21 protein-coding genes are annotated in these 17,410 nt (G+C 59.0%); 9 read left to right on the forward strand and 12 right to left on the reverse strand.

Going from position 1 to position 17,410, the window contains the following annotated elements; all coding sequences use genetic code 11:
• The first annotated feature begins 111 nt into the window (after nucleotides 1–111).
• Both PKE98_RS17285 and PKE98_RS17290 read left to right on the forward strand, forming a co-directional pair.
• Nucleotides 112–1,473 carry an APC family permease gene (locus PKE98_RS17285; protein WP_271196568.1) on the forward strand — a complete coding sequence of 454 codons (1,362 nt, stop codon included), beginning with the start codon at nucleotides 112–114 and terminating at the stop codon, nucleotides 1,471–1,473.
• Entirely contained in the window at nucleotides 1,470–1,919 is a 450-nt protein-coding gene (locus PKE98_RS17290) for a DUF3574 domain-containing protein (RefSeq protein WP_271196569.1), read from the forward strand. The genes PKE98_RS17285 and PKE98_RS17290 overlap by 4 nt, the downstream gene beginning before the upstream one ends.
• A 41-nt stretch (nucleotides 1,920–1,960) precedes the next feature.
• Here PKE98_RS17290 and speE read toward each other — a convergent pair whose 3' ends face one another.
• Both speE and PKE98_RS17300 read right to left on the reverse strand, forming a co-directional pair.
• Nucleotides 1,961–2,824, reverse strand: coding sequence for a polyamine aminopropyltransferase (gene speE / locus PKE98_RS17295; RefSeq protein WP_271196570.1), 864 nt, complete (start codon nucleotides 2,822–2,824; stop codon nucleotides 1,961–1,963).
• Nucleotides 2,824–3,285, reverse strand: a complete 462-nt coding sequence (locus PKE98_RS17300) for a DUF3574 domain-containing protein (protein WP_271196571.1) — start codon at nucleotides 3,283–3,285, stop codon at nucleotides 2,824–2,826. Before PKE98_RS17300 ends, speE begins: the two co-directional genes overlap by 1 nt.
• A 584-nt stretch (nucleotides 3,286–3,869) precedes the next feature.
• Here PKE98_RS17300 and PKE98_RS17305 point away from each other — a divergent pair.
• On the forward strand, nucleotides 3,870–3,998 hold the full coding sequence (locus PKE98_RS17305) for a hypothetical protein (RefSeq protein WP_271196572.1): 129 nt from the start codon (nucleotides 3,870–3,872) through the stop codon (nucleotides 3,996–3,998).
• 209 nt (nucleotides 3,999–4,207) lie between these two features.
• Nucleotides 4,208–4,954: a carbonic anhydrase gene (locus tag PKE98_RS17310; RefSeq protein ID WP_271196573.1), complete on the forward strand. Its 747-nt coding sequence runs from the start codon at nucleotides 4,208–4,210 to the stop codon at nucleotides 4,952–4,954.
• 157 nt (nucleotides 4,955–5,111) lie between these two features.
• Here the strand turns inward: PKE98_RS17310 and PKE98_RS17315 are convergent, their stop codons facing one another.
• The 4 genes from PKE98_RS17315 to PKE98_RS17330 form a co-directional block, all read right to left on the reverse strand.
• Nucleotides 5,112–6,242, reverse strand: coding sequence for an alkene reductase (locus tag PKE98_RS17315; protein WP_271196574.1), 1,131 nt, complete (start codon nucleotides 6,240–6,242; stop codon nucleotides 5,112–5,114).
• 44 nt (nucleotides 6,243–6,286) lie between these two features.
• Nucleotides 6,287–7,744, reverse strand: a complete 1,458-nt coding sequence (locus PKE98_RS17320) for an NAD-dependent succinate-semialdehyde dehydrogenase (RefSeq protein ID WP_271196575.1) — start codon at nucleotides 7,742–7,744, stop codon at nucleotides 6,287–6,289.
• Nucleotides 7,745–7,826: 82 nt separating this feature from the next.
• Complete coding sequence (locus tag PKE98_RS17325) at nucleotides 7,827–8,507, reverse strand: type 1 glutamine amidotransferase domain-containing protein (RefSeq protein WP_271196576.1); 681 nt, start codon at nucleotides 8,505–8,507, stop codon at nucleotides 7,827–7,829.
• A gap of 112 nt (nucleotides 8,508–8,619) precedes the next feature.
• Nucleotides 8,620–9,225 carry a TetR/AcrR family transcriptional regulator gene (locus tag PKE98_RS17330; protein ID WP_271196577.1) on the reverse strand — a complete coding sequence of 202 codons (606 nt, stop codon included), beginning with the start codon at nucleotides 9,223–9,225 and terminating at the stop codon, nucleotides 8,620–8,622.
• A 422-nt stretch (nucleotides 9,226–9,647) separates the two neighbouring features.
• On the opposite strand from PKE98_RS17330, the gene PKE98_RS17335 reads away from it, so the two are divergent.
• The 4 genes from PKE98_RS17335 (at nucleotide 9,648) to PKE98_RS17350 (ending at nucleotide 12,227) form a co-directional block, all read left to right on the forward strand.
• Nucleotides 9,648–10,613 carry a cation diffusion facilitator family transporter gene (locus PKE98_RS17335; protein ID WP_373877880.1) on the forward strand — a complete coding sequence of 322 codons (966 nt, stop codon included), beginning with the start codon at nucleotides 9,648–9,650 and terminating at the stop codon, nucleotides 10,611–10,613.
• A 73-nt stretch (nucleotides 10,614–10,686) separates the two neighbouring features.
• A complete protein-coding gene (locus PKE98_RS17340; RefSeq protein WP_271196578.1) occupies nucleotides 10,687–11,016 on the forward strand; it encodes a hypothetical protein in 330 nt (109 codons plus the stop codon).
• A gap of 138 nt (nucleotides 11,017–11,154) precedes the next feature.
• Nucleotides 11,155–11,586 (forward strand): disulfide bond formation protein B, encoded by a 432-nt coding sequence (locus tag PKE98_RS17345; RefSeq protein ID WP_271196579.1) that lies wholly within the window; start codon nucleotides 11,155–11,157, stop codon nucleotides 11,584–11,586.
• The gene (locus PKE98_RS17350) at nucleotides 11,583–12,227 is read left to right on the forward strand and encodes a DsbA family protein (RefSeq protein ID WP_271196580.1); all 645 of its coding nucleotides are present in this window, start codon (nucleotides 11,583–11,585) and stop codon (nucleotides 12,225–12,227) included. The genes PKE98_RS17345 and PKE98_RS17350 overlap by 4 nt, the downstream gene beginning before the upstream one ends.
• Nucleotides 12,228–12,292: 65 nt before the next feature.
• On the opposite strand, the gene PKE98_RS17355 is transcribed toward PKE98_RS17350, so the two are convergent.
• From PKE98_RS17355 to PKE98_RS17375, 5 genes are all read right to left on the reverse strand, one after another.
• On the reverse strand, nucleotides 12,293–12,613 hold the full coding sequence (locus PKE98_RS17355; protein ID WP_271196581.1) for a hypothetical protein: 321 nt from the start codon (nucleotides 12,611–12,613) through the stop codon (nucleotides 12,293–12,295).
• A 166-nt stretch (nucleotides 12,614–12,779) separates the two neighbouring features.
• Nucleotides 12,780–13,085 carry a LysR family transcriptional regulator gene (locus PKE98_RS17360; protein WP_271196582.1) on the reverse strand — a complete coding sequence of 102 codons (306 nt, stop codon included), beginning with the start codon at nucleotides 13,083–13,085 and terminating at the stop codon, nucleotides 12,780–12,782.
• 2 nt (nucleotides 13,086–13,087) lie between these two features.
• Nucleotides 13,088–13,405, reverse strand: coding sequence for an ArsR/SmtB family transcription factor (locus PKE98_RS17365; RefSeq protein WP_271196583.1), 318 nt, complete (start codon nucleotides 13,403–13,405; stop codon nucleotides 13,088–13,090).
• 11 nt (nucleotides 13,406–13,416) lie between these two features.
• Nucleotides 13,417–14,088, reverse strand: a complete 672-nt coding sequence (locus tag PKE98_RS17370) for an alpha/beta hydrolase (protein ID WP_271196584.1) — start codon at nucleotides 14,086–14,088, stop codon at nucleotides 13,417–13,419.
• A gap of 26 nt (nucleotides 14,089–14,114) precedes the next feature.
• Complete coding sequence (locus PKE98_RS17375) at nucleotides 14,115–14,906, reverse strand: DODA-type extradiol aromatic ring-opening family dioxygenase (protein WP_271196585.1); 792 nt, start codon at nucleotides 14,904–14,906, stop codon at nucleotides 14,115–14,117.
• Nucleotides 14,907–15,122: 216 nt separating this feature from the next.
• On the opposite strand from PKE98_RS17375, the gene PKE98_RS17380 reads away from it, so the two are divergent.
• Nucleotides 15,123–16,478: an MFS transporter gene (locus PKE98_RS17380; RefSeq protein ID WP_271196586.1), complete on the forward strand. Its 1,356-nt coding sequence runs from the start codon at nucleotides 15,123–15,125 to the stop codon at nucleotides 16,476–16,478.
• Here the strand turns inward: PKE98_RS17380 and PKE98_RS17385 are convergent.
• Nucleotides 16,475–17,374 (reverse strand): LysR family transcriptional regulator, encoded by a 900-nt coding sequence (locus tag PKE98_RS17385; protein ID WP_271196587.1) that lies wholly within the window; start codon nucleotides 17,372–17,374, stop codon nucleotides 16,475–16,477. The two genes, PKE98_RS17380 and PKE98_RS17385, sit on opposite strands and share 4 nt — an antisense overlap.
• Nucleotides 17,375–17,410: the final 36 nt, after the last annotated feature.

The raw sequence follows: 17,410 nt of genomic DNA on the forward strand, positions 1-17,410 counted from the left end.
ACGCAGCCTGCTCTTGTAGGGTGTGCTGTGCGCACCGCGCGATTCGCTTGATATCGCAACGGTGCGCATAGCACACCCTACGGGGCAGCGATTGCTTTCGCTGAGGTGAGCATGACTCAACCTATTGACGCCGGCCCCAAACGCCATCTCGGCGTTTTCCAGGCCCTGCTGGTGACCCTGGGCATGGTGATTACCACCGACATTCTGAAAACCGCGCCCACGGTGGCCTTGAACGTGGGCGCTGAGCATTTCTATTGGGTGTGGGTGCTGGGCGGGGTGTTGTCGATGGTCGGCGCGCTGTGTTTTGCGGAAATGGCCACGGCCTTTCCCCACCCCGGTGGTGACTATCACTTTTTACGCCGCACCTATGGCGACCGGGTGGGCTTTCTGTTTGCCTGGTCGCGCTTTGCCGTGCTGCACACCGGCTGGATCGCCTTGTCGGCGTTTCTGTTCGGTGACTATTTCAACGCCGTGCTGCCGCTTGGCGCGCACGGTTCAGCGCTGTACGCCGGCGGCTTGATCGCGGCGTTGGTGCTGGTCAATTTGCTCGGGGTGCGCGTGGGTTTTGCCACCCAGACGGTGCTGGTCAGTTTGCTCACCCTGGGCTTTTTCTCCATTGTCGCGGCCGGTGTCTGGTTGGCCTGGCAAGGTGTTGAAGCGCCCTTGCCAGCATTCCCGGCCGAACCTGAACAAACCGGTGTGGCGGGTTTTTCTGCCGCGATGATTTTTGTGTTTCTGGCCTTTGGCGGCTGGAGCGATGCGGCCACCTTGTCGGCCGAAGTGCGCGACGGCCAGCGCGGTATGTTTATCGCCATGCTCGGTGCCCTGACCGTGCTGCTGGGCATATACCTGGCGCTGAACTGGGCCTTTGTTGGTGGCCTGGGTTTCGACGGCTTGGCCGCCAGCGCGGCGCCCGCCGTTGAACTGCTGCAGCGAGCGTTTGGCTCTTTTGGCGTGCTGATTATTTTGCCGGTGGTAGCCGTGGCCGCGATTGCCAGCATCAACTCGACCCTGATGGTAGGGGCACGCACCACCTACGCCGCCGCCCGCGATGTGCCGTCGCTGCACCGCCTCGGCACCTGGGACGACAGCCGCGGTGTGCCGCGTCGGGCTTTGGTGGTGGAGGGCGCGTTTGCGCTGCTGCTGGTGGTGTTCGGTAGCCTGGCCAACAGCGGCTTCAACGCCATGGTCGAGTACATGACGCCGGTGTACTGGCTGTTTCTGGCCTTGAGCAGCTTGGCCCTGATTCTGTTGCGCCGCCGCCACCCCGAGGTGCCACGGCCCATTCGTGTGCCGTTGTACCCGGTGTTGCCGCTGCTGTTCTTCGCGCTGTGCCTGTACATGCTGTGGTCGAGCCTGGCGTATGTCGGCTATGGCGCATTTCTGGGTGTGGCGGTGCTGGCGGTCGGCGTGGTGCTGCAACTGCTGTTGAGTGGCCGCCGCAGTGATGGGGTTGTGGAGGTAACGCCGTGAGTGTGTTTAAAAAGGCAGCGGTTGCCACTGCTGTAATCGTGCTCGCCGGCGCTGCCGGCTTGCTGCAAAGCGTTGCCAGCCCGGCCAAACCGGCGCGAGAACACGCCATGCAACGCACCGAGCTTTATTTTGGCGCGGTGGAGGCAGGGCAGTGGGAGCAGTTTCTGGAGCAGGAAGTGACGCCGCGGTTTCCCGATGGTTTGAGCTGGTATGACGTGAATGGCCAGTGGCGTGGGCCCAGTGGCAAGCCGGAGAAATTGCCGTCACGGATCATGTTGCTGATCCATGCCGATAACCCGCGCAATCGCCAAGCGTTGGCGGATATCGGCGAGGTGTTCCGCCAAAGGTTCGGGATGGCGGTGTTGCAGGTTTCAAGTGTGGTAAGCGCCAGTGACCCGGATTGGACGGATGGGCGGGTGGAGGGCAATCAGCAGTTGGCACCTTGAACATAGAAAGTGAGTAGGAGCCAGCTTGCTGGCTCCTACAGTTACGGGACCTTATGCGCCGCCCCGATCAACTCCAGAAAGTACTGCGGCAATGCAAATGCCGCCTGATGAATCTCGGCGTTGTAATACCGCGTGCGCAACCCGCTTTGCGCAAACCGCTCCCGCACCACAGCCAGTTCTGTCGCGCGCGCCTTGCCGCTATTACTGCCCCAGCCAAAACTCATGCTGCCACCGATATAGGTCGGCACCGCCGCATGAAAAAAGCCCCAATCGGTAAACGTACCCGCCAACCGCTGCGCCGTATCGGTCAACTCCGCTGACTGCAAAAACGGCACACCGTTCTGCGTCGCCAGCACGCCGTCGGCATTCAGGCAGCGTTGGCAGTTGCGGTAGAACTCGCGACTGAAGAGGCTGGCCGCCGGCCCGATCGGGTCAGTGGAGTCGCTGATGATCACGTCAAAGCGCTCGTCGGTAGTGGCGACAAAATCCAAGCCATCAGCAATCACCAGCCGTACCCGAGGGTCGTCCAGCGCGCCGGCCGAATGCAACGGCAGATGGGTGCGGCACAGCTCAATCACCGAGGCATCGATTTCCACCGCCACGATCTCAGCAATCCCGGCATGGCGCACAATCTCGCGCACAATGCCGCCATCCCCGACGCCAATCACCAGCACCTTGCGCACCGCACCGTGGGCCAGAATCGGCACATGAGCGAGCATCTCGTGGTAGATAAATTCGTCGGCTTCGGTGGTTTGCACCACGCCGTCCAGGGCCATTACCCGGCCCAATAAGGCGTTGCGAAAAATCACCAGGTGCTGCTGGTCGGTGTGGCCTTCATACAGCAATTCATCGATCTGCAACCGCTGGCCGTAGCCTGGGTACAGCGTCTCTAGATAGTCGGCCATCAGAACGACACATCCGCCGGTTGCGACAGGCGCAGCACCGACAAGTCGCCGGTGATGCGTTTGTAGGCCAGGCGGATGGCTTCGATGTTGGCGTTGTTGGTGGCGTTGTTTTCATGCAACACCACGATCACCTTGGTGGCCAGGCGCTCCGGCTGCGCGGCGCCGTGATCGCGCCATTGGCCGTAGGCGTCAAAGGCCGTAAAGCCATCGGGGAAGCGCGAGGTCACTTCCTTGTCGAGAAACTCGCGCCAGCGCGCCGGGCTCACGCTGCCCGGGCCGCCATCAATCAGGCCGACGGAAAAATACAGCTCGGTACGCAGCCATTTTGCTTGCGCCGGGCGCGTGGCGTCGCCTTGCAAGGTGGAGCTGGCAGGGTTGGTGGTGTGTACCGAGGCAGGGGGCTGTGCGGCGCAACCGACGAGGGTCAGAAGCAAGGCGGGCAGCAGCAGGCGAGGCGACATAAACAGGTCCTAATAGCGCTATAAAGATGCGCACTATAAAAGCCGTTTTTAATTTCCTAAAAGACCTAAAAATTAGCTTGTTAGCGTTTATAGGCATAAACGCAATGCTGACATAACAGCCAACGCAACTTTTGGCTGGCGGTCATCGATGTAGTGTTTCTCGACGAGCACTTAGGTCCGCGAGCAGCTTGGTAAAACCGCGTAAACGGTCGCTGGAAGAGTTGAATAAAACGCTTAATAAAGTGCGCCAAGTGTCTGTTATTTCTAGCTAAAGTACGTTAGGCGATGTGGCGGAAAGCAGGGCTGATCGCTATTTGAGCGTACCCGTCTCGGGCACCGCCACCCGCTCGCTGTAGCCGGCTATGCACAGAGTTATGCACAGATAGTGTGGATATCTGTCGTGGTGAATTGGCGGTTTCTTGTACAGTTTTCCGGCCGGTCAGTCTCGACCCTCTTACACGATTTCCAAGTGAAGACTCACTGGCATTACCAACCCGAAGCGCGCGGGATTCCGGACCAGCGCCTTTGCCGTCGTATTTCCAGCCGCGGCGCCGTTCTAGTTCTACGCAGCGACGGTGCTGCTGGTGGCCAGCTTAGCGCTGGCCTGGCACCTGCTGATCACCCAGGTGTACGGCACCGCCGCACTGCAGGGTTTTTATCTACGCATCAAGCGCGGCGTAAATGACGGGGCGTTACAATTGGCGGCGTATTGAAGAACTTCTACAGCACTTGTCTATGTCTGTATTGGAAGTATGAGAGTTTAAAAATTACCCACCCCTATAGGAGTCGTCCCAAACATACGTAAGTAGTGGATATATATCTTCGGGAGTGCAAAAACGGCCAATCGTTTTGGTTAGTCTGGTTCGAGTTTTGACTGCTATTTATCAAAACTCTAGAACTAAACTCCAAAAACGAGGCCTTCATGAGCGACCAACTTCCACAAGACCCGTCCCGACGCTCGATGTTGAGACGCGCATTGACTCTTTCCGCCGTATCCGTGACCGGCATCGCCAGTGTGACCATCCCCAGCATTTCCTTTGCAGACTCACTGAGCAAAGAAGACCGGGATGACATGACACCTGACGGCGTTATCGAGCACTTCAAGAAAGGCAATCTGCGGTTCCGCGAAAACAAGCCGCTCAAGCACGATTACCTGGCGCAAAAGCGCCAGAGCACCGCAGGCCAGTACCCAGCAGCGGTAATTCTTAGTTGTATTGACTCCCGTGTCGCCGCCGAAATCGTACTGGATGCCGGCATTGGCGAAACATTCAACTCACGCGTGGCAGGCAATATAACCAACGGTGACATGCTCGGAAGTATGGAGTTCGCCTGTGCGGTGGCAGGGGCAAAGTTGGTAGTTGTAATGGGACATACCAAATGCGGCGCAGTTAAAGGCGCCATTGCCAACGCCCAACTAGGAAACTTGACGGGGCTGTTGGATAAAATCAAACCGGCCATAGAAAAAACCCAGTATTCCGGCGAGCGCAAAGCCAGTAATTACGACTTCGTTAATGCAGTAGCGCGCAAGAACGTCGAACTCACTGTTGAGAATATTCGTCGCAATAGTCCAGTACTTAAAGAATTGGAAGACAAAAAGAAGATCAAGATTGTCGGCAGCATGTACCACCTTGAGGGTGGCAGGGTTGAGTTCTTCGAAGTGGACGACTGACCGCACACACACATGCCGAGCATTCCTGGAACAGGGTGCTCGGTTTTTTTTCGTCTGCTGAAAAGCCTGGGGGACCGGAGAACGAGTTTCGCTTTAGCCGAGTCGGAGCGAGGCGGGGCGGTCAAGTTTTTGCTTGTCTTGACTGCCCGCATTCGCGTTATACCGCTTCGCTGTAGACCGGGTAATCGGTGTAGCCGGCTTCGGTGCCGCCATATAACGGGGCCGCATTCAGGGCGTTCAGCGGCCAGCCATTGGCGATTCGCTCGGGCAGGTCCGGGTTGGCGATAAAAGGACGGCCGAACGCAATCAGGTCGGCCAGCCCGGCGGCCACCAAAGGAGCACCGCGTTCAGCGGTGTAGCGCCCTGCATACATGATGCGACCGGTGAAGGTGCTGCGTACCTCGCGGCGAAACGCCTCTGGTAGATCGGGGGCGTTGTCCCAGTCGGCCTCGGCAATCGACAGGTAGGCAATGCCCACGTCTTCCAGCACCTTGATGGCTTCGATATAGGTGGTGTGGGGGTCTTCTTCGACAAAGCCGATATACACCCGATCCTCATCGGTGCTGGTGAACAACGGCGTAAAGCGCACGCCCACACGATCCGGCCCGACTACCGCACTGACTGCTTCAACCACTTCGCGCAGAAAGCGCAGGCGCTTGTGCAATGAGCCGCCGTATTCATCGGTACGCTGATTGGCATGGGCGGAGATGAACTGGTTGACCAGGTAGCCGTTGGCACAGTGAATTTCCACGCCATCAAAGCCCGCACTCAAGGCGTTTTGCGCAGCCTGCGCGTACAACGCCACCAGCGCCTGAATGTCATCGACACTCAGCTCGCGGGGCATCGAGGGGTCGACCAACATGCCGCTGCCCGGTGCCGTTTCGATAAAGGCTTTTACCTTCTGCGCTTGCAGGGCAGATGGTGCGAGCGGGGCACCGCCGTCCGGTTGCAGGGCGGTGTGGGACACGCGGCCAACGTGCCAGAGCTGGGCAAAAATTACCCCGTTGCTGGCATGCACGGCATCGGTCACTTTTCGCCAGCCGGCAATCTGTTCGGCGCTGTAGATGCCCGGCGTCCAGGCATAACCCTGGCCGCGCGGTTCGATCTGGGTGCCTTCGGTGACAATAAACCCAGCGCTGGCGCGTTGTTGGTAATACAGCGCCATGAGGTCGGTGGGTACGTTACCTGGCTGGCCACTGCGCTGGCGGGTGAGGGGCGGCAGGACGATGCGGTTTTTCAGGGTGTGGCGGCCCAAAGTAACAGGCTGCAAAAGTTCGCTGTGCGGCATGGCTCAGTAGTCTCCAAAAGGTGATTGAGTAGGGCTGGGGGCGGTTACAAACCGCCGAGGCTGACGTATTTCAGGCTGAGGTAATCGTCGATGCCGTGGGACGAACCCTCCCGGCCGATGCCGCTGTCTTTTACCCCGCCAAAAGGCGCGACTTCGGTAGTAACCAAGCCCGCGTTGACGCCGACCATGCCGCTTTGCAGCGCGCGGGAAACCCGAAATACGCGAGACAGGTCGCGGCTGTAGAAGTAAGCCGCCAGACCGAACTCGGTGGCATTGGCTGCAGCAACGGCTTCGGCCTCGTCGGTGAAACGGAACAGCGCCGCTACCGGGCCGAAGGTTTCATCGGTGGCAATCAGCATGTCGTCGGTGGCATCGGCGATCACAGTGGGCTGGAAAAAGGTGTTGCCCAGGGCGTGGCGTTCGCCACCGAGCAGAATGCGTGCGCCTTTGGCCCGTGCATCGGCTACGTGGGCCTCCACTTTCTTCACCGCGGCTTGGTTGATCAACGGCCCTTGCTGCACATCGTCAGCGAAGCCATTGCCCACTTTGAGCGAACGCACGCGCTCGGTCAGGCGGCGAGCGAACTCCTCGTAAATGCCGGCCTGCACGTAAAAACGATTGGTGCAGATGCAGGTTTGCCCGCTGTTGCGGTATTTAGACGCCACGGCACCCTCGACGGCTTGGTCCAGGTCCGCGTCGTCGAAGACGATAAAGGGCGCATTGCCGCCCAGCTCGAGCGACAGCTTTTTCATGGTGTCCGCTGATTGGCGGTACAGCAGTTTGCCCACGCCGGTGGAACCGGTGAAGGTCAATTTGCGCACACGAGGATCGGCCGTGAGCTCGCCGCCAATGGCCACGGCATCACCGGTGACTACGTTGATCACCCCGGCTGGCAGGCCGACTTTTTCCGCCAGTACGCCCCAGAGTAAGCCGCAGTACGGGGTAAGTTCCGACGGCTTGACCACGATGGTGCAGCCCGCCGCCAAGGCCGGCGCCACTTTGCGCGCCAGCATGGAGAAGGGGAAATTCCACGGTGAAATGGCCCCGACCACACCCACCGGTTCGCGGGTGACATGAATTTGTCGGTCCTTCCAGGGCGAGGGAATGATCTCACCATTGATGCGACGGGCTTCTTCGGCAAACCACTGGATATAGTCAGCGCCCAATTTGATCTCAGCCAGGGCTTCGGTTAGCGGCTTGCCTTGTTCGAGGGTAAGCATGCTGGCCAGTTCATGTTGGTGCTCACGTACGGTACTGGCCATTTTCAGCAGCAGTTCGGCGCGCTCGAAAGCGGAGGTCAGCGACCAGGTGCCGAAGGCCATGTCGGCAGCATCGATGGCCAGGCGTGCTTCGCTGCTGGCCGACCAGGCAATGGTGCCCAGTTGCTCGGCAGTGGCCGGGTTTTCAACCGCCAGCGTGCGGCCGTCTGCCGCCGCCAGCCACTGACCATTGATAAAATTGGTTTGCCGCAGCCAGCCGGCTGCTTTGAGTGAATCCAGCATTGAGGTCACCACTTTTTCAGGGAGGAGGTTGAGTGCCGCCGCTGGGCCTTGTGAACCGATGCGGCGGCGATCAAGCACGTGCTCAGGCAGCCAATTGCTTGAGCAGTACAGTGGCCGCTTCGGCGGATGAAGCCGGGTTTTGCCCGGTAATCAGCAAACCATCGACAACGACATACGAGCCCCAGTCCGGGCCTTGGGAGTACAGGCCGCCCTTGGCTTTGAGTTCGTCTTCCACCAGAAACGGCACCACGTCGGTAAGGCCCACAGCTTCTTCTTCGCTGTTGGTAAAGCCGGTAACGTTTTTGCCTTCGACCAGGGGACGACCCAGCGCGGTTTTTACGTGGCGCAGTACACCCGGTGCGTGGCACACGAGGGCAACGGGCTTGTTGGCCGCGAGAAATGCCTGGATCAGCTCAATGGAGGTCCGGTCTTCAGCCAGATCCCACAATGGCCCGTGGCCGCCGGGGTAGAACACCGTATCGAAGTCGGCCTGGGAAACGCTGTCCAGGCGCAGTGTGCTGGCGAGCTGCGCGGTAGCTTCTGCATCGGCTTCAAACCGATGGGTGTGCTCGGTCTGGAAATCCGGCTCGTTACTTTTCGGGTCCAGCGGCGGCTGGCCACCCTTAGGGGAGGCCAACACCACCTCGGCGCCGGCATCTTTGAAGGCGTAGTAGGGGGCAGCCAGCTCTTCGAGCCAGAAGCCGGTTTTGCGGCCGGTGTTGCCGAGCTGATCGTGGGATGTCAGAACCATCAAAACTTTCATGGTGTTGCTCCTTTCAAGGTCAAAGTTCAGTCTATTATTAGACCAGTCGTCTAGTTTGCAAGCCTAAAAAAAGGCACTTGCTGTAAGTGCCTACTGCACCGTTCCGAATGGCTTAATCGGAAAGCTGCAAGATCTTGCGTGTACTTAGCATGGCCGATTCAAAGGGATGCAGCGTGCGCACAATCTTCACCATCAAGCTGGCGCCCAGCCACAGCTGATACAAGCTCTGCGCTGCGCACTCTGGTGTCTCGTCCACAGCCAGCGAACCTTCTTTCACGCCGGCGGCGATAGCACCGGCCAAGCGCTCAACGATGGCGGCAGTACCGCGTTTTAGTTCAAGGCGCATGGCTTCAGATAAATCGGCAACTTCAGCACCCAGTTTCACCGCCAGGCATTTGCCCTGGCACTCATAAAACGATTGCGTGTTCTGCCACACCTCAAAGTAGTGGAGCAGGCGCTGCGCCATGGTCTTGCCCGGCTGACTGAGCGTTTGCTCAAGTTCAGCGACATAGTCCTCGAAGTAGCTATGCAGCATTGCTTCGCCGAACGCGTCTTTGGAACTGAAGTAATGGTAGAACGAGCCCTTGGGCACCCCGGCAGTTTGCAGAATCTCGTTCAGGCCAACGGCGGAAAAGCCCTTGCCCGCCATGATGCGCTGGCCAGTGGCGAGAATGTTCTCGCGTACGTCTAGGATTTCGGGGAGGTTTGAAGTCGTCATGGGGTGAAGCCTAAACGTAATTAGACCAGTCGTCTAGTGGCGATTACACTTTGCTACCAGATCGCCTGATTCGGCGTGAGACTTGGTTAAATCCGACGATCACGAAAGAGAACCGCACGAGCGAAATTGCGAGGTTAGGATGGCCAATATCCTCTTCAAAGGATCGAGCTGGATATCAGCCTGTAGGATCGTCAAGCGCAGCTCAGCCAGGCTGAACAGAAAGCAGTCGCGCAACAAGCTAGGGGCAATACACTAGAGCGGCAGCTTTTGCAGATGCAGGAAAACCAGGTGTTAAGCATAAGCCGCGAGCAAAGAAGCCTGTGTGATCAACGGGCGAGCTCCGATTGGTCGTTACTCTGAAGAACCTCTTTCGCCCGATACGCTCTGACTTTTACTAGCCAATACAGTTAAGTAGGCACACCTTGAACGATAAAACAGCGGGCCATGATCATTCCGGACCGGGTCACTCCCACGCCGTTTCAGTCTCCTCAGCCAACGCCCGTCGAATTTTGATCGTGTTTGTGATGACCACGGCCTATGCATGCATCCAGGCCATAGGTGGTGCCGTTTCTGGCTCACTGGCACTGATCGCCGATGCGGGCCATATGGCCTCCGACTCAGCGGCGTTGCTGTTGGCACTTATCGCCTATCGCGTGGCCGCACGGGCACCGGATTCACAACGCACTTACGGCTTTCATCGCGTGCGGGTGTTGGCTGCGTTGGCCAACGGCGTCGCATTGCTGCTGTTGGTGATCTGGATCGCCTGGGAAGCGTATCGCCGACTCAATAGCCCGACTGAAATCCTCGCTGGGCCGATGTTGGTGGTCGCCGTTATCGGGCTAGTGGTGAACATTGTCGGTGCGCTGATCCTCAGCAGGGGCGGCTCCAGCGACAGCAATCTGCGCGGCGCGTTAATCCACGTGATGGGGGATCTGCTCGGTTCGGTCGGTGCAATTGCCGCAGCCATCGGCATCATGCTTACCGGCTGGAGTTTTCTCGATCCACTATTATCGGTGTTGGTCGCCGTGCTGGTGGTGAAGTCGGCGTGGTCATTGGTTGCGGACTCACTGCGGGTGCTGCTGCAGGCAGTGCCGCAGGGGCTGGAAATCCGTGCGGCAGAGCGGGATGTCACGCAAGTGCCGGGCGTTGCCGAGGCTGGACATTTCCATGCATGGACGCTGACTGACGACAGCATAGTGGCGACCATTCATGTCACGCCCCTGGCTGGGGCGGATACGCTAGCGCTTCCCGCGCAGGTTGCAGCGCGACTGCGCGAACGTTACGCCATCGATCATGTGACCGTGCAAGTTGATCCGCCAGGAAGCCTGGGGGCGCACGACGCTGAAAGCGAGCATGAGCATGAGCATGAGCATGGTCATCACCACTAGCGGAGCGCACGCAGGCTTTCAGCTTTCCCTATTCGTGGTGATAATGCCGCGCTGCTCTGAATGAAGAACGCAAATGCCCGGTAGAACCCAACCTGCACTGTTGCTGTTTGCCCTCGTGATGGCCTTGTTCACGGTCTGGGCGGCGCATACGGTTTCGCCAGCTACCGGAGCGTTGAGTGCTACGTGCGAGTTTGCCGAGCCGCTGCAGCAGGCTGCCGGCGTGGAACATCTGCATGCATCGCACCTGGGCGACCATCACCACGACATTCCTCATCTAGTCGCTGCACTTACCTTATCCTCCCCGGGCAAGAAGTCTGCTCGCATAGAGGCTGCGCAGCTCGCGCTGCCACCGTCGCCCATCTTCCTGATCAAGCGCCCGCCGCGGGCCTGGATGCTGACCTGAAAGCCCCTTAGGGCTCGGACTCATTCATTCAGGAAACTTCCATGTATTCGCAAAATTGCGCAGCGGCGGACGGGCTCGTCCCGCCTTCGCAGCGCGGCAACTTGATGTCCCCCGTGACTAAACCAGAGGTCTTTGACCATGACCACTAAGCGATCCTCAAACACTTGGTGGCTGCTGCTGGCGGCCTGGCTCCTTGCACTCGCCTCGACTCTGGCCGTCTTGTTTGTCGGCGAAGTGATGGGGCAGGCGCCATGCGTGCTGTGCTGGTTTCAGCGCGCGTTCATGTTCCCGCTGGTGGTGATCCTCGGCGTGGCCTGCTACCTGAATGACTTCAGCGCCTGGCGTTATGCATTGCCTGTCGCAGCCACGGGCTGGTTGATCGCGCTGTACCACAGCCTGCTTTACAGCGGCGTTATAACGGAAAGCCTCAAGCCCTGCGGGGCAGGGCCGTCCTGTTCGGGCGCCGACATGACCATTCTCGGCGGCCTGCCATTGCCGCTGCTGTCGTTGGGTGTGTTCACCCTGATCATTATTCTTCTTATCCAGATTCGCCGGAGACTCCTGCCATGAGCAGACGCGCCACCGTACTTTCCGTCCTGATCCTCGCTGTCGTTGGTTTTGCTGCTGCAGCTTATTTCTACCGTGCAACCGTAGAGAAACCCATGCCACAGGTGCCCGCGCAAACCGTGGGTAACCTGGTGCGTTTCCACTCGCCAACCTTCGGCCCCGCCAATGCGCCGGTGACCGTGGTGGAGTTCTTCGATCCGTCCTGTGAAAGCTGCCGCGCGTTTTATCCCATCGTCAAAGACATGATGGCGAAGAACCCGGGCAGCGTTCGTCTGGTGCTGCGCTACGTACTGCTGCATCCAGGCTCCGAGCAAGCCGTGCGATTGCTCGAAGCGTCACGCCAGCAAGGCGTATTCCCGCAAGTGCTGGAAGCGGTGTTGGAAGCGCAACCCGGCTGGCATGACGACCCGCAAATTGTAAAGGCCTGGGCTGCAGCGGAGGCGGCGGGGCTTGATGTGCAGAAAGCCAGGGAGCAGATGGTGTCTGCCAAGATCGATGCGGTGCTGGCCCAAGATGCGGCCGACGCGAAGGCCGCAGGTGTTCAAGGAACGCCGACCTTTTTCGTCAACGGCAAGCCGCTGCCTGAGTTTGGCGCGCAGCCGCTATACGATTTGATCAAAAGCGAAATGGCCCAAGCCAAGTAGTACCAGGCTCGCTGCCCCGATCACTCGGGGCGGCTACCGGCCAAGGTACTCACATGTCGTCTGTCTTAAACGCAGTCTCTGGCCGCTTGCTCAAACTCCGCAGCAAGCACCGTGCGTTCATAAACGAACACCTTGCTACCTACCGATGCCTTGTAGGCGTCGATGACCTTGTCGGCAGCGACAGCGCTGGTGAGTGAAATCCTGTAGTGCCGCTGCCCCTGAGAGAGGGAGGGATTCAGCGCTTGTGCTTCAAGCTTCGGCATGACGCATCCGGCAAATTCTTCCGGGGATTTATCCGTTGCCAACGCGACTGTTGGCTGGTCAAGCACAGAGGCACACCCAGTCAGTAGAGTTAAAAAAAGCAATGCAGAAAGAAACATACGCATGGAAGTGTCCTTGTAGCGATACGCCGAGGGTGGGTTTTTCGATGGCCCTATTTTCCCGCTCTGGCGCCCAGATGGAACGTGTATGGGGTGATGCCAATTATCGATGGCACGGATGGATGGACACCGCCGGGTGTTCGGCCTGATGGACGGATATGGCGGCACGTACTTAGTTCTTGAGGTACGAGATGAGCGTGACTTCGATCTGCTTCATTGCGGGGCATAGCTCGGCAGCGATTTTATCTGCAGCGTGTGTGGGTGAAACGCCTCGGCCCACACGGGTAAACAAGGGGTCGCCAAATTTTTCCCGCAGTTTTGCCAGAGAGTTGCTGACGGCAGGCTGTGTTACGCCCAGGCTCTTTGCGGCCAGGGTCACGCTCCGCTCTTTGTAGATACGCAGAAAAACCATCAGCAAATTGAGGTCAAGAGCGTCGAAGGTGTCTTCGCAGATAATCATGTCAGTACTCAGCGCCATCTTTACAGCTGCATTTCCATCGTTCGCGCCAGCTCCGCGATGGTGTCTTCACGGCGTTTGAAGAAATGGATCTGGCCGAGCTTCTGGCAGGTCAGTAAACCGGCGCTCTGCAAGGTGGTCAGGTGGCCCGACACCGTCGACTGGGCTAACTGACACTTTCGCTCGATCTGCCCGGCACACACACCAAGCAGGAACGCATGTTCCTGCTGCGGGAAGTGCTTTTGCGGGTCACGCAGCCAGTCGAGGATTTGCCGTCGCAAGGGGTTAGCCAGAGCCTTCAGAGCCAGGTCGAGGTTAGCGACTGGAACAGTGCTGTTCATAGCGCTCACACTCAGGCGATATTCAACAGTGGCTTGAGCCACTGGATGAAATCACCAACCTCTTCGGAAGTGATTTCATGACCCATGTCGTACAGATGCGTCTCATGTTTCACGTTGAGACGGGTCAACCAGGCATCGGCTTTTTGTGCCCATGAAACAGGTAGCTTGTTGTCGTCATGACCGTGGGCAATGAATGCTGACAGCGAGCTCAAGGCCTGTGTACTGGCAACGCGCGGGGCAAGTTCCGGCAGAATGCGTCCGCTGAGAACGCCAAAGCCCGCTACACAATGTGGCGCACTAAGACCAACACTGGCGCTGAGAATGCCGCCTTGGCTGAAACCGGCGATAACCGTTGGCAACGATGGCAACGCCGTTACGAACTGCACCAGTTTCTGTCGGCTGGCTTCAGCCTGTTCTTCGACAATGATCGGACCGTCGTTGGTGAAGTTCACTTGAAACCAGGCAAAGCCCTCAACGGCGATTTGCAGCCGGCTGCGCACCAGCAGCACCTCGACCTCTTCAGGGACGAGGCTGGCAAGGCCTGCCAGATTGGTTTCATTGCCGCCCACACCATGCAACAGAACAAGCCGGGCGCGGGGCGTTACCGGGTTGATCACGCGGCGATAGAGCAGGCCGGATTGGGGCTCTTGCTGGAGGTCGGAAATGGCTAATGGTGCGTTCATGGTCGAGAGTCTCCAAAAAATATTGGTTAAGCGGCGCTTCGCAGCAGGTAGCTGTCCATGGCCAATACGCCATGGGCGATACCGCCCTCCAGCACATCGACGCTGTAGTGTTCGCCGGCAGCGCCGAGGGCGAAAAATAATGGCAGGAAGTGTTCGTCGCTGGGGTGCGCACGCTGGGCTTGCGGGGCGGTGCTGCGATAGTCGAGCAGTACGGACAGGTCGCCTGCTTCCAAGGCATCACGGGTCCAGTCGGCAAACCGTGCGACGTACTCAGCTGGGTCGCCATCGTTGCCACGGAACTCATAGAGGTTATGGGTCAGGCTGCCGGAGCCAATGATCAACACACCTTGCTCGCGCAGCGGTTTCAACGCCTGGCCCAGTTCCCAGGCACCTTGCGGGTTGAGCGGGTAGGGCATGGACACTTGAACAACCGGAACGTCAGCATCAGGCAGCAAATGCAGCAGCGGCACCCAGGCGCCGTGGTCCAGACCGCGGTTCGCTTCGGTACTGGCCGTAATGCCACTTCGAGACAGCAGGTGGCAAATGTGCGAAGCCAGCTGCGGCTCACCGGGCGCCGGGTATTGCAGTTGATACAGCGCTTGAGGAAAACCACCAAAGTCGTGAATGGTTTCTGGCGTTGCACTGCTGCCAACCCGCACGCCACCACGGGTCATCCAGTGGGGCGAGACAATGACAATAGCGGTGGGGCGCGGCAGCGAGCGGCCAAGCTCAGCCAGGCGTGCACCGGCCAGGCCGGGCTCGATGGCGAAGGTCGGCGCGCCGTGGGACACGAACAGCACGGGAAAGGCCTGGCTCATGATGGAATCCTGTTTAGGGGGGCATTGGGTATGTGCCAAAGTCTATAGATTCAGTTTCGGAGATAAATACGCTGCTTCGTGAATAACCGTTCCGATTAATGAAACAATCAAGCGGGGCGACCGTAGCGCTGACGTCTACCCATTGGCGAGCTCAGGGTCGTTTTTCCGAGTGCTTTCCTTGGTTAGCATGGCCGCCTCCCTTTACTTCGAATGCCCATGTCCACCCCCTCTCAGCGCCTTAAACCCATTCTGCTGGCCTGTTGCTTAGGTTTTCTCGTGGTCCAGCTCGACGTCAGCGTGGTCAACGTAGGCCTCGGTGCGCTTAAACAGGCCTTTGATACCGACCTCACCGGTTTGCAGTGGGTGATCAATAGCTATGCCCTGGTGTTCTCGGCGTTGCTGATACTGGGCGGCGCCTGCGGTGATAAGTGGGGCGCGAAAACTGCCTACACCACCGGCTTTGCTGTGTTTACCCTGGGCTCCATTGGCTGCGGGCTGGCGGAGAACATGCCGATGCTGATTGCCATGCGCCTGATACAAGGCCTGGGCGCGGCGTTTTTGGTGCCGACCTCGCTCACGCTTATTCGCATCTCTTTTGAAGACCCGCAACGGCGCAAATCGGCCGTGGCGCTGTGGGGCGCATGTGGCGGCATCGCGCTAGCCGCCGGGCCGGTGTTGGGTGGGCTGCTGATTGATTACCTGGGTTGGCGCAGCGTGTTTTTGATTAACGTGCCCATCGGCGTGTTGGCGATCTGGCTTATCAGTCGTTACGCCGCGCCATCGCCGCGGGTGGAAAAAAGTGTGGATGCAGGAGGGCAGTTCAGCATCGCTATCTGCCTGGCGTCGCTGACCTATGCGCTGACCGAGTCCTGCGGCCAGGGCTGGACGCTGCTGACGTATTCGGCGCTGGCCATCGCCGTAACCTTCCTGCTGGTATTTGTGTGGGTGCAACGCCATGTAAAGGCGCCGATGTTACCGGCACGCCTGGCTACCAACGCCGGTTTGGTGAGCATGTCGCTGGCCGGGGCGGTGATCAATTTCACCTTCTACGGCACTGTGTTTGTATTCAGCATCTACTTCCAAACCATTCTGCATTACGACGCCTTTAAAACCGGCCTGTCGTTTATTCCGCTGACGGCAGTGCTCACCCTGTCGACCTTGCTGTCATCGCGAATTGCCCGCCGTGTAAGCGCCAAACGCATCATCACCACCGGCTTTAGCATTCAGGTAATCGGCTTTCTGGCGCTGGCGCAAATCGGCCCGCACTCGTCACTGTGGCTGCTCAACGGCGCCTTGATGCTGGTGGGTATTGGCAGTGCCTGTTCGGTGCCTTCGATCACCAACACCATGCTGGCTTCGGTTTCTCAACACGATGCCGGCATTGCGTCCGGGCTGATGGCCTCGGCCAGGCAGTTGGGCGGGGTGATTGGCGTGGCGGTGTTCGGAACCCTGATCGCCCGAGCCGATGCGGCGGCGTTTGCCCATGGCATGTCCAACGCCATGCTGGTATCGGCAATTACCTTGGTGGCGTGCATTGGCGTAATGACGCTGATTAACCGGGGTAAGGCCTAGTCTCGGCCATAGAGCTTCAATAACTCGTCCACCAGGTAGCGAATTTTCGGCCGCGAGTGGTTGCTCTTCGACCACAGGGCATGCACCTCAACCGGTGCTGGCTCGAACGGTTCCAGCACTGTAACCACCGCGTGCGTGGCGATGTCTTTTTCAAACAAACACAGGGGCATCTGGCAAATGCCGAGGTCAGCACGGGCGGCTTCGATCATGGCTTCGGCATCGTCAAACTGGTAGGTAGGCGGCGGCGAGAACTTCACCGGTTGGCCGGCCTGGGTCATCTTCCAGGGCATCAGGCTGCCCCGTCGATAACCCACGATGCCGCGATGGTGCGCCAGGTCTTCCAGGGTGAGCGGGGTGCCGTGTTCGGCTAAATAGGCAGGCGATGCGCACGTGACCCAACGGTGCGATGTGAGACGCCTTGCCACCAGGCCGGGCACGCTGTCGACGCTGCCAAAGCGAATGGCCAGGTCGATGCCCTCTTCGGTGAGATCCACCAGTTGGTCGCTGAAGGTCAGGGTCAGTTGCAGCTGCGCGAAGCGTTTGCTCATCTCCAGCAATACCGGCAGTACCACTTGTTTGCCAAAGGCCACCGGCATGTCTACTCGCAGCCGCCCTGTGGGTACACCGAGCTTGTTGCCCAGGTTGCCCTCGGTGGCTTTGATATCTTCCAGAGCGGCAGACCACACGTTGTAGTAGGCCTCGCCATCCGGAGAAAGGGAGAGGCGGCGAGTGGAGCGATAAAACAGGCTGGTGCCCACCCGCGCCTCCAGCCGCGCAATGGCCTTGCCTACCGCCGATTTGGAAAGGCCTAGCCGTTCGGCCGCCTCAGTGAAGGTCGCCGAACGGGCCGTGGCGAGAAAAATATGGATGCCGCTGAAGGAGTCTTCGGAGGTCATGTCCGCATTCCTGAGAGCTTATTCGAGTAGCAAATT

This window comes from Pseudomonas turukhanskensis, from assembly GCF_027922365.1.
GTDB lineage: Bacteria > Pseudomonadota > Gammaproteobacteria > Pseudomonadales > Pseudomonadaceae > Aquipseudomonas > Aquipseudomonas turukhanskensis.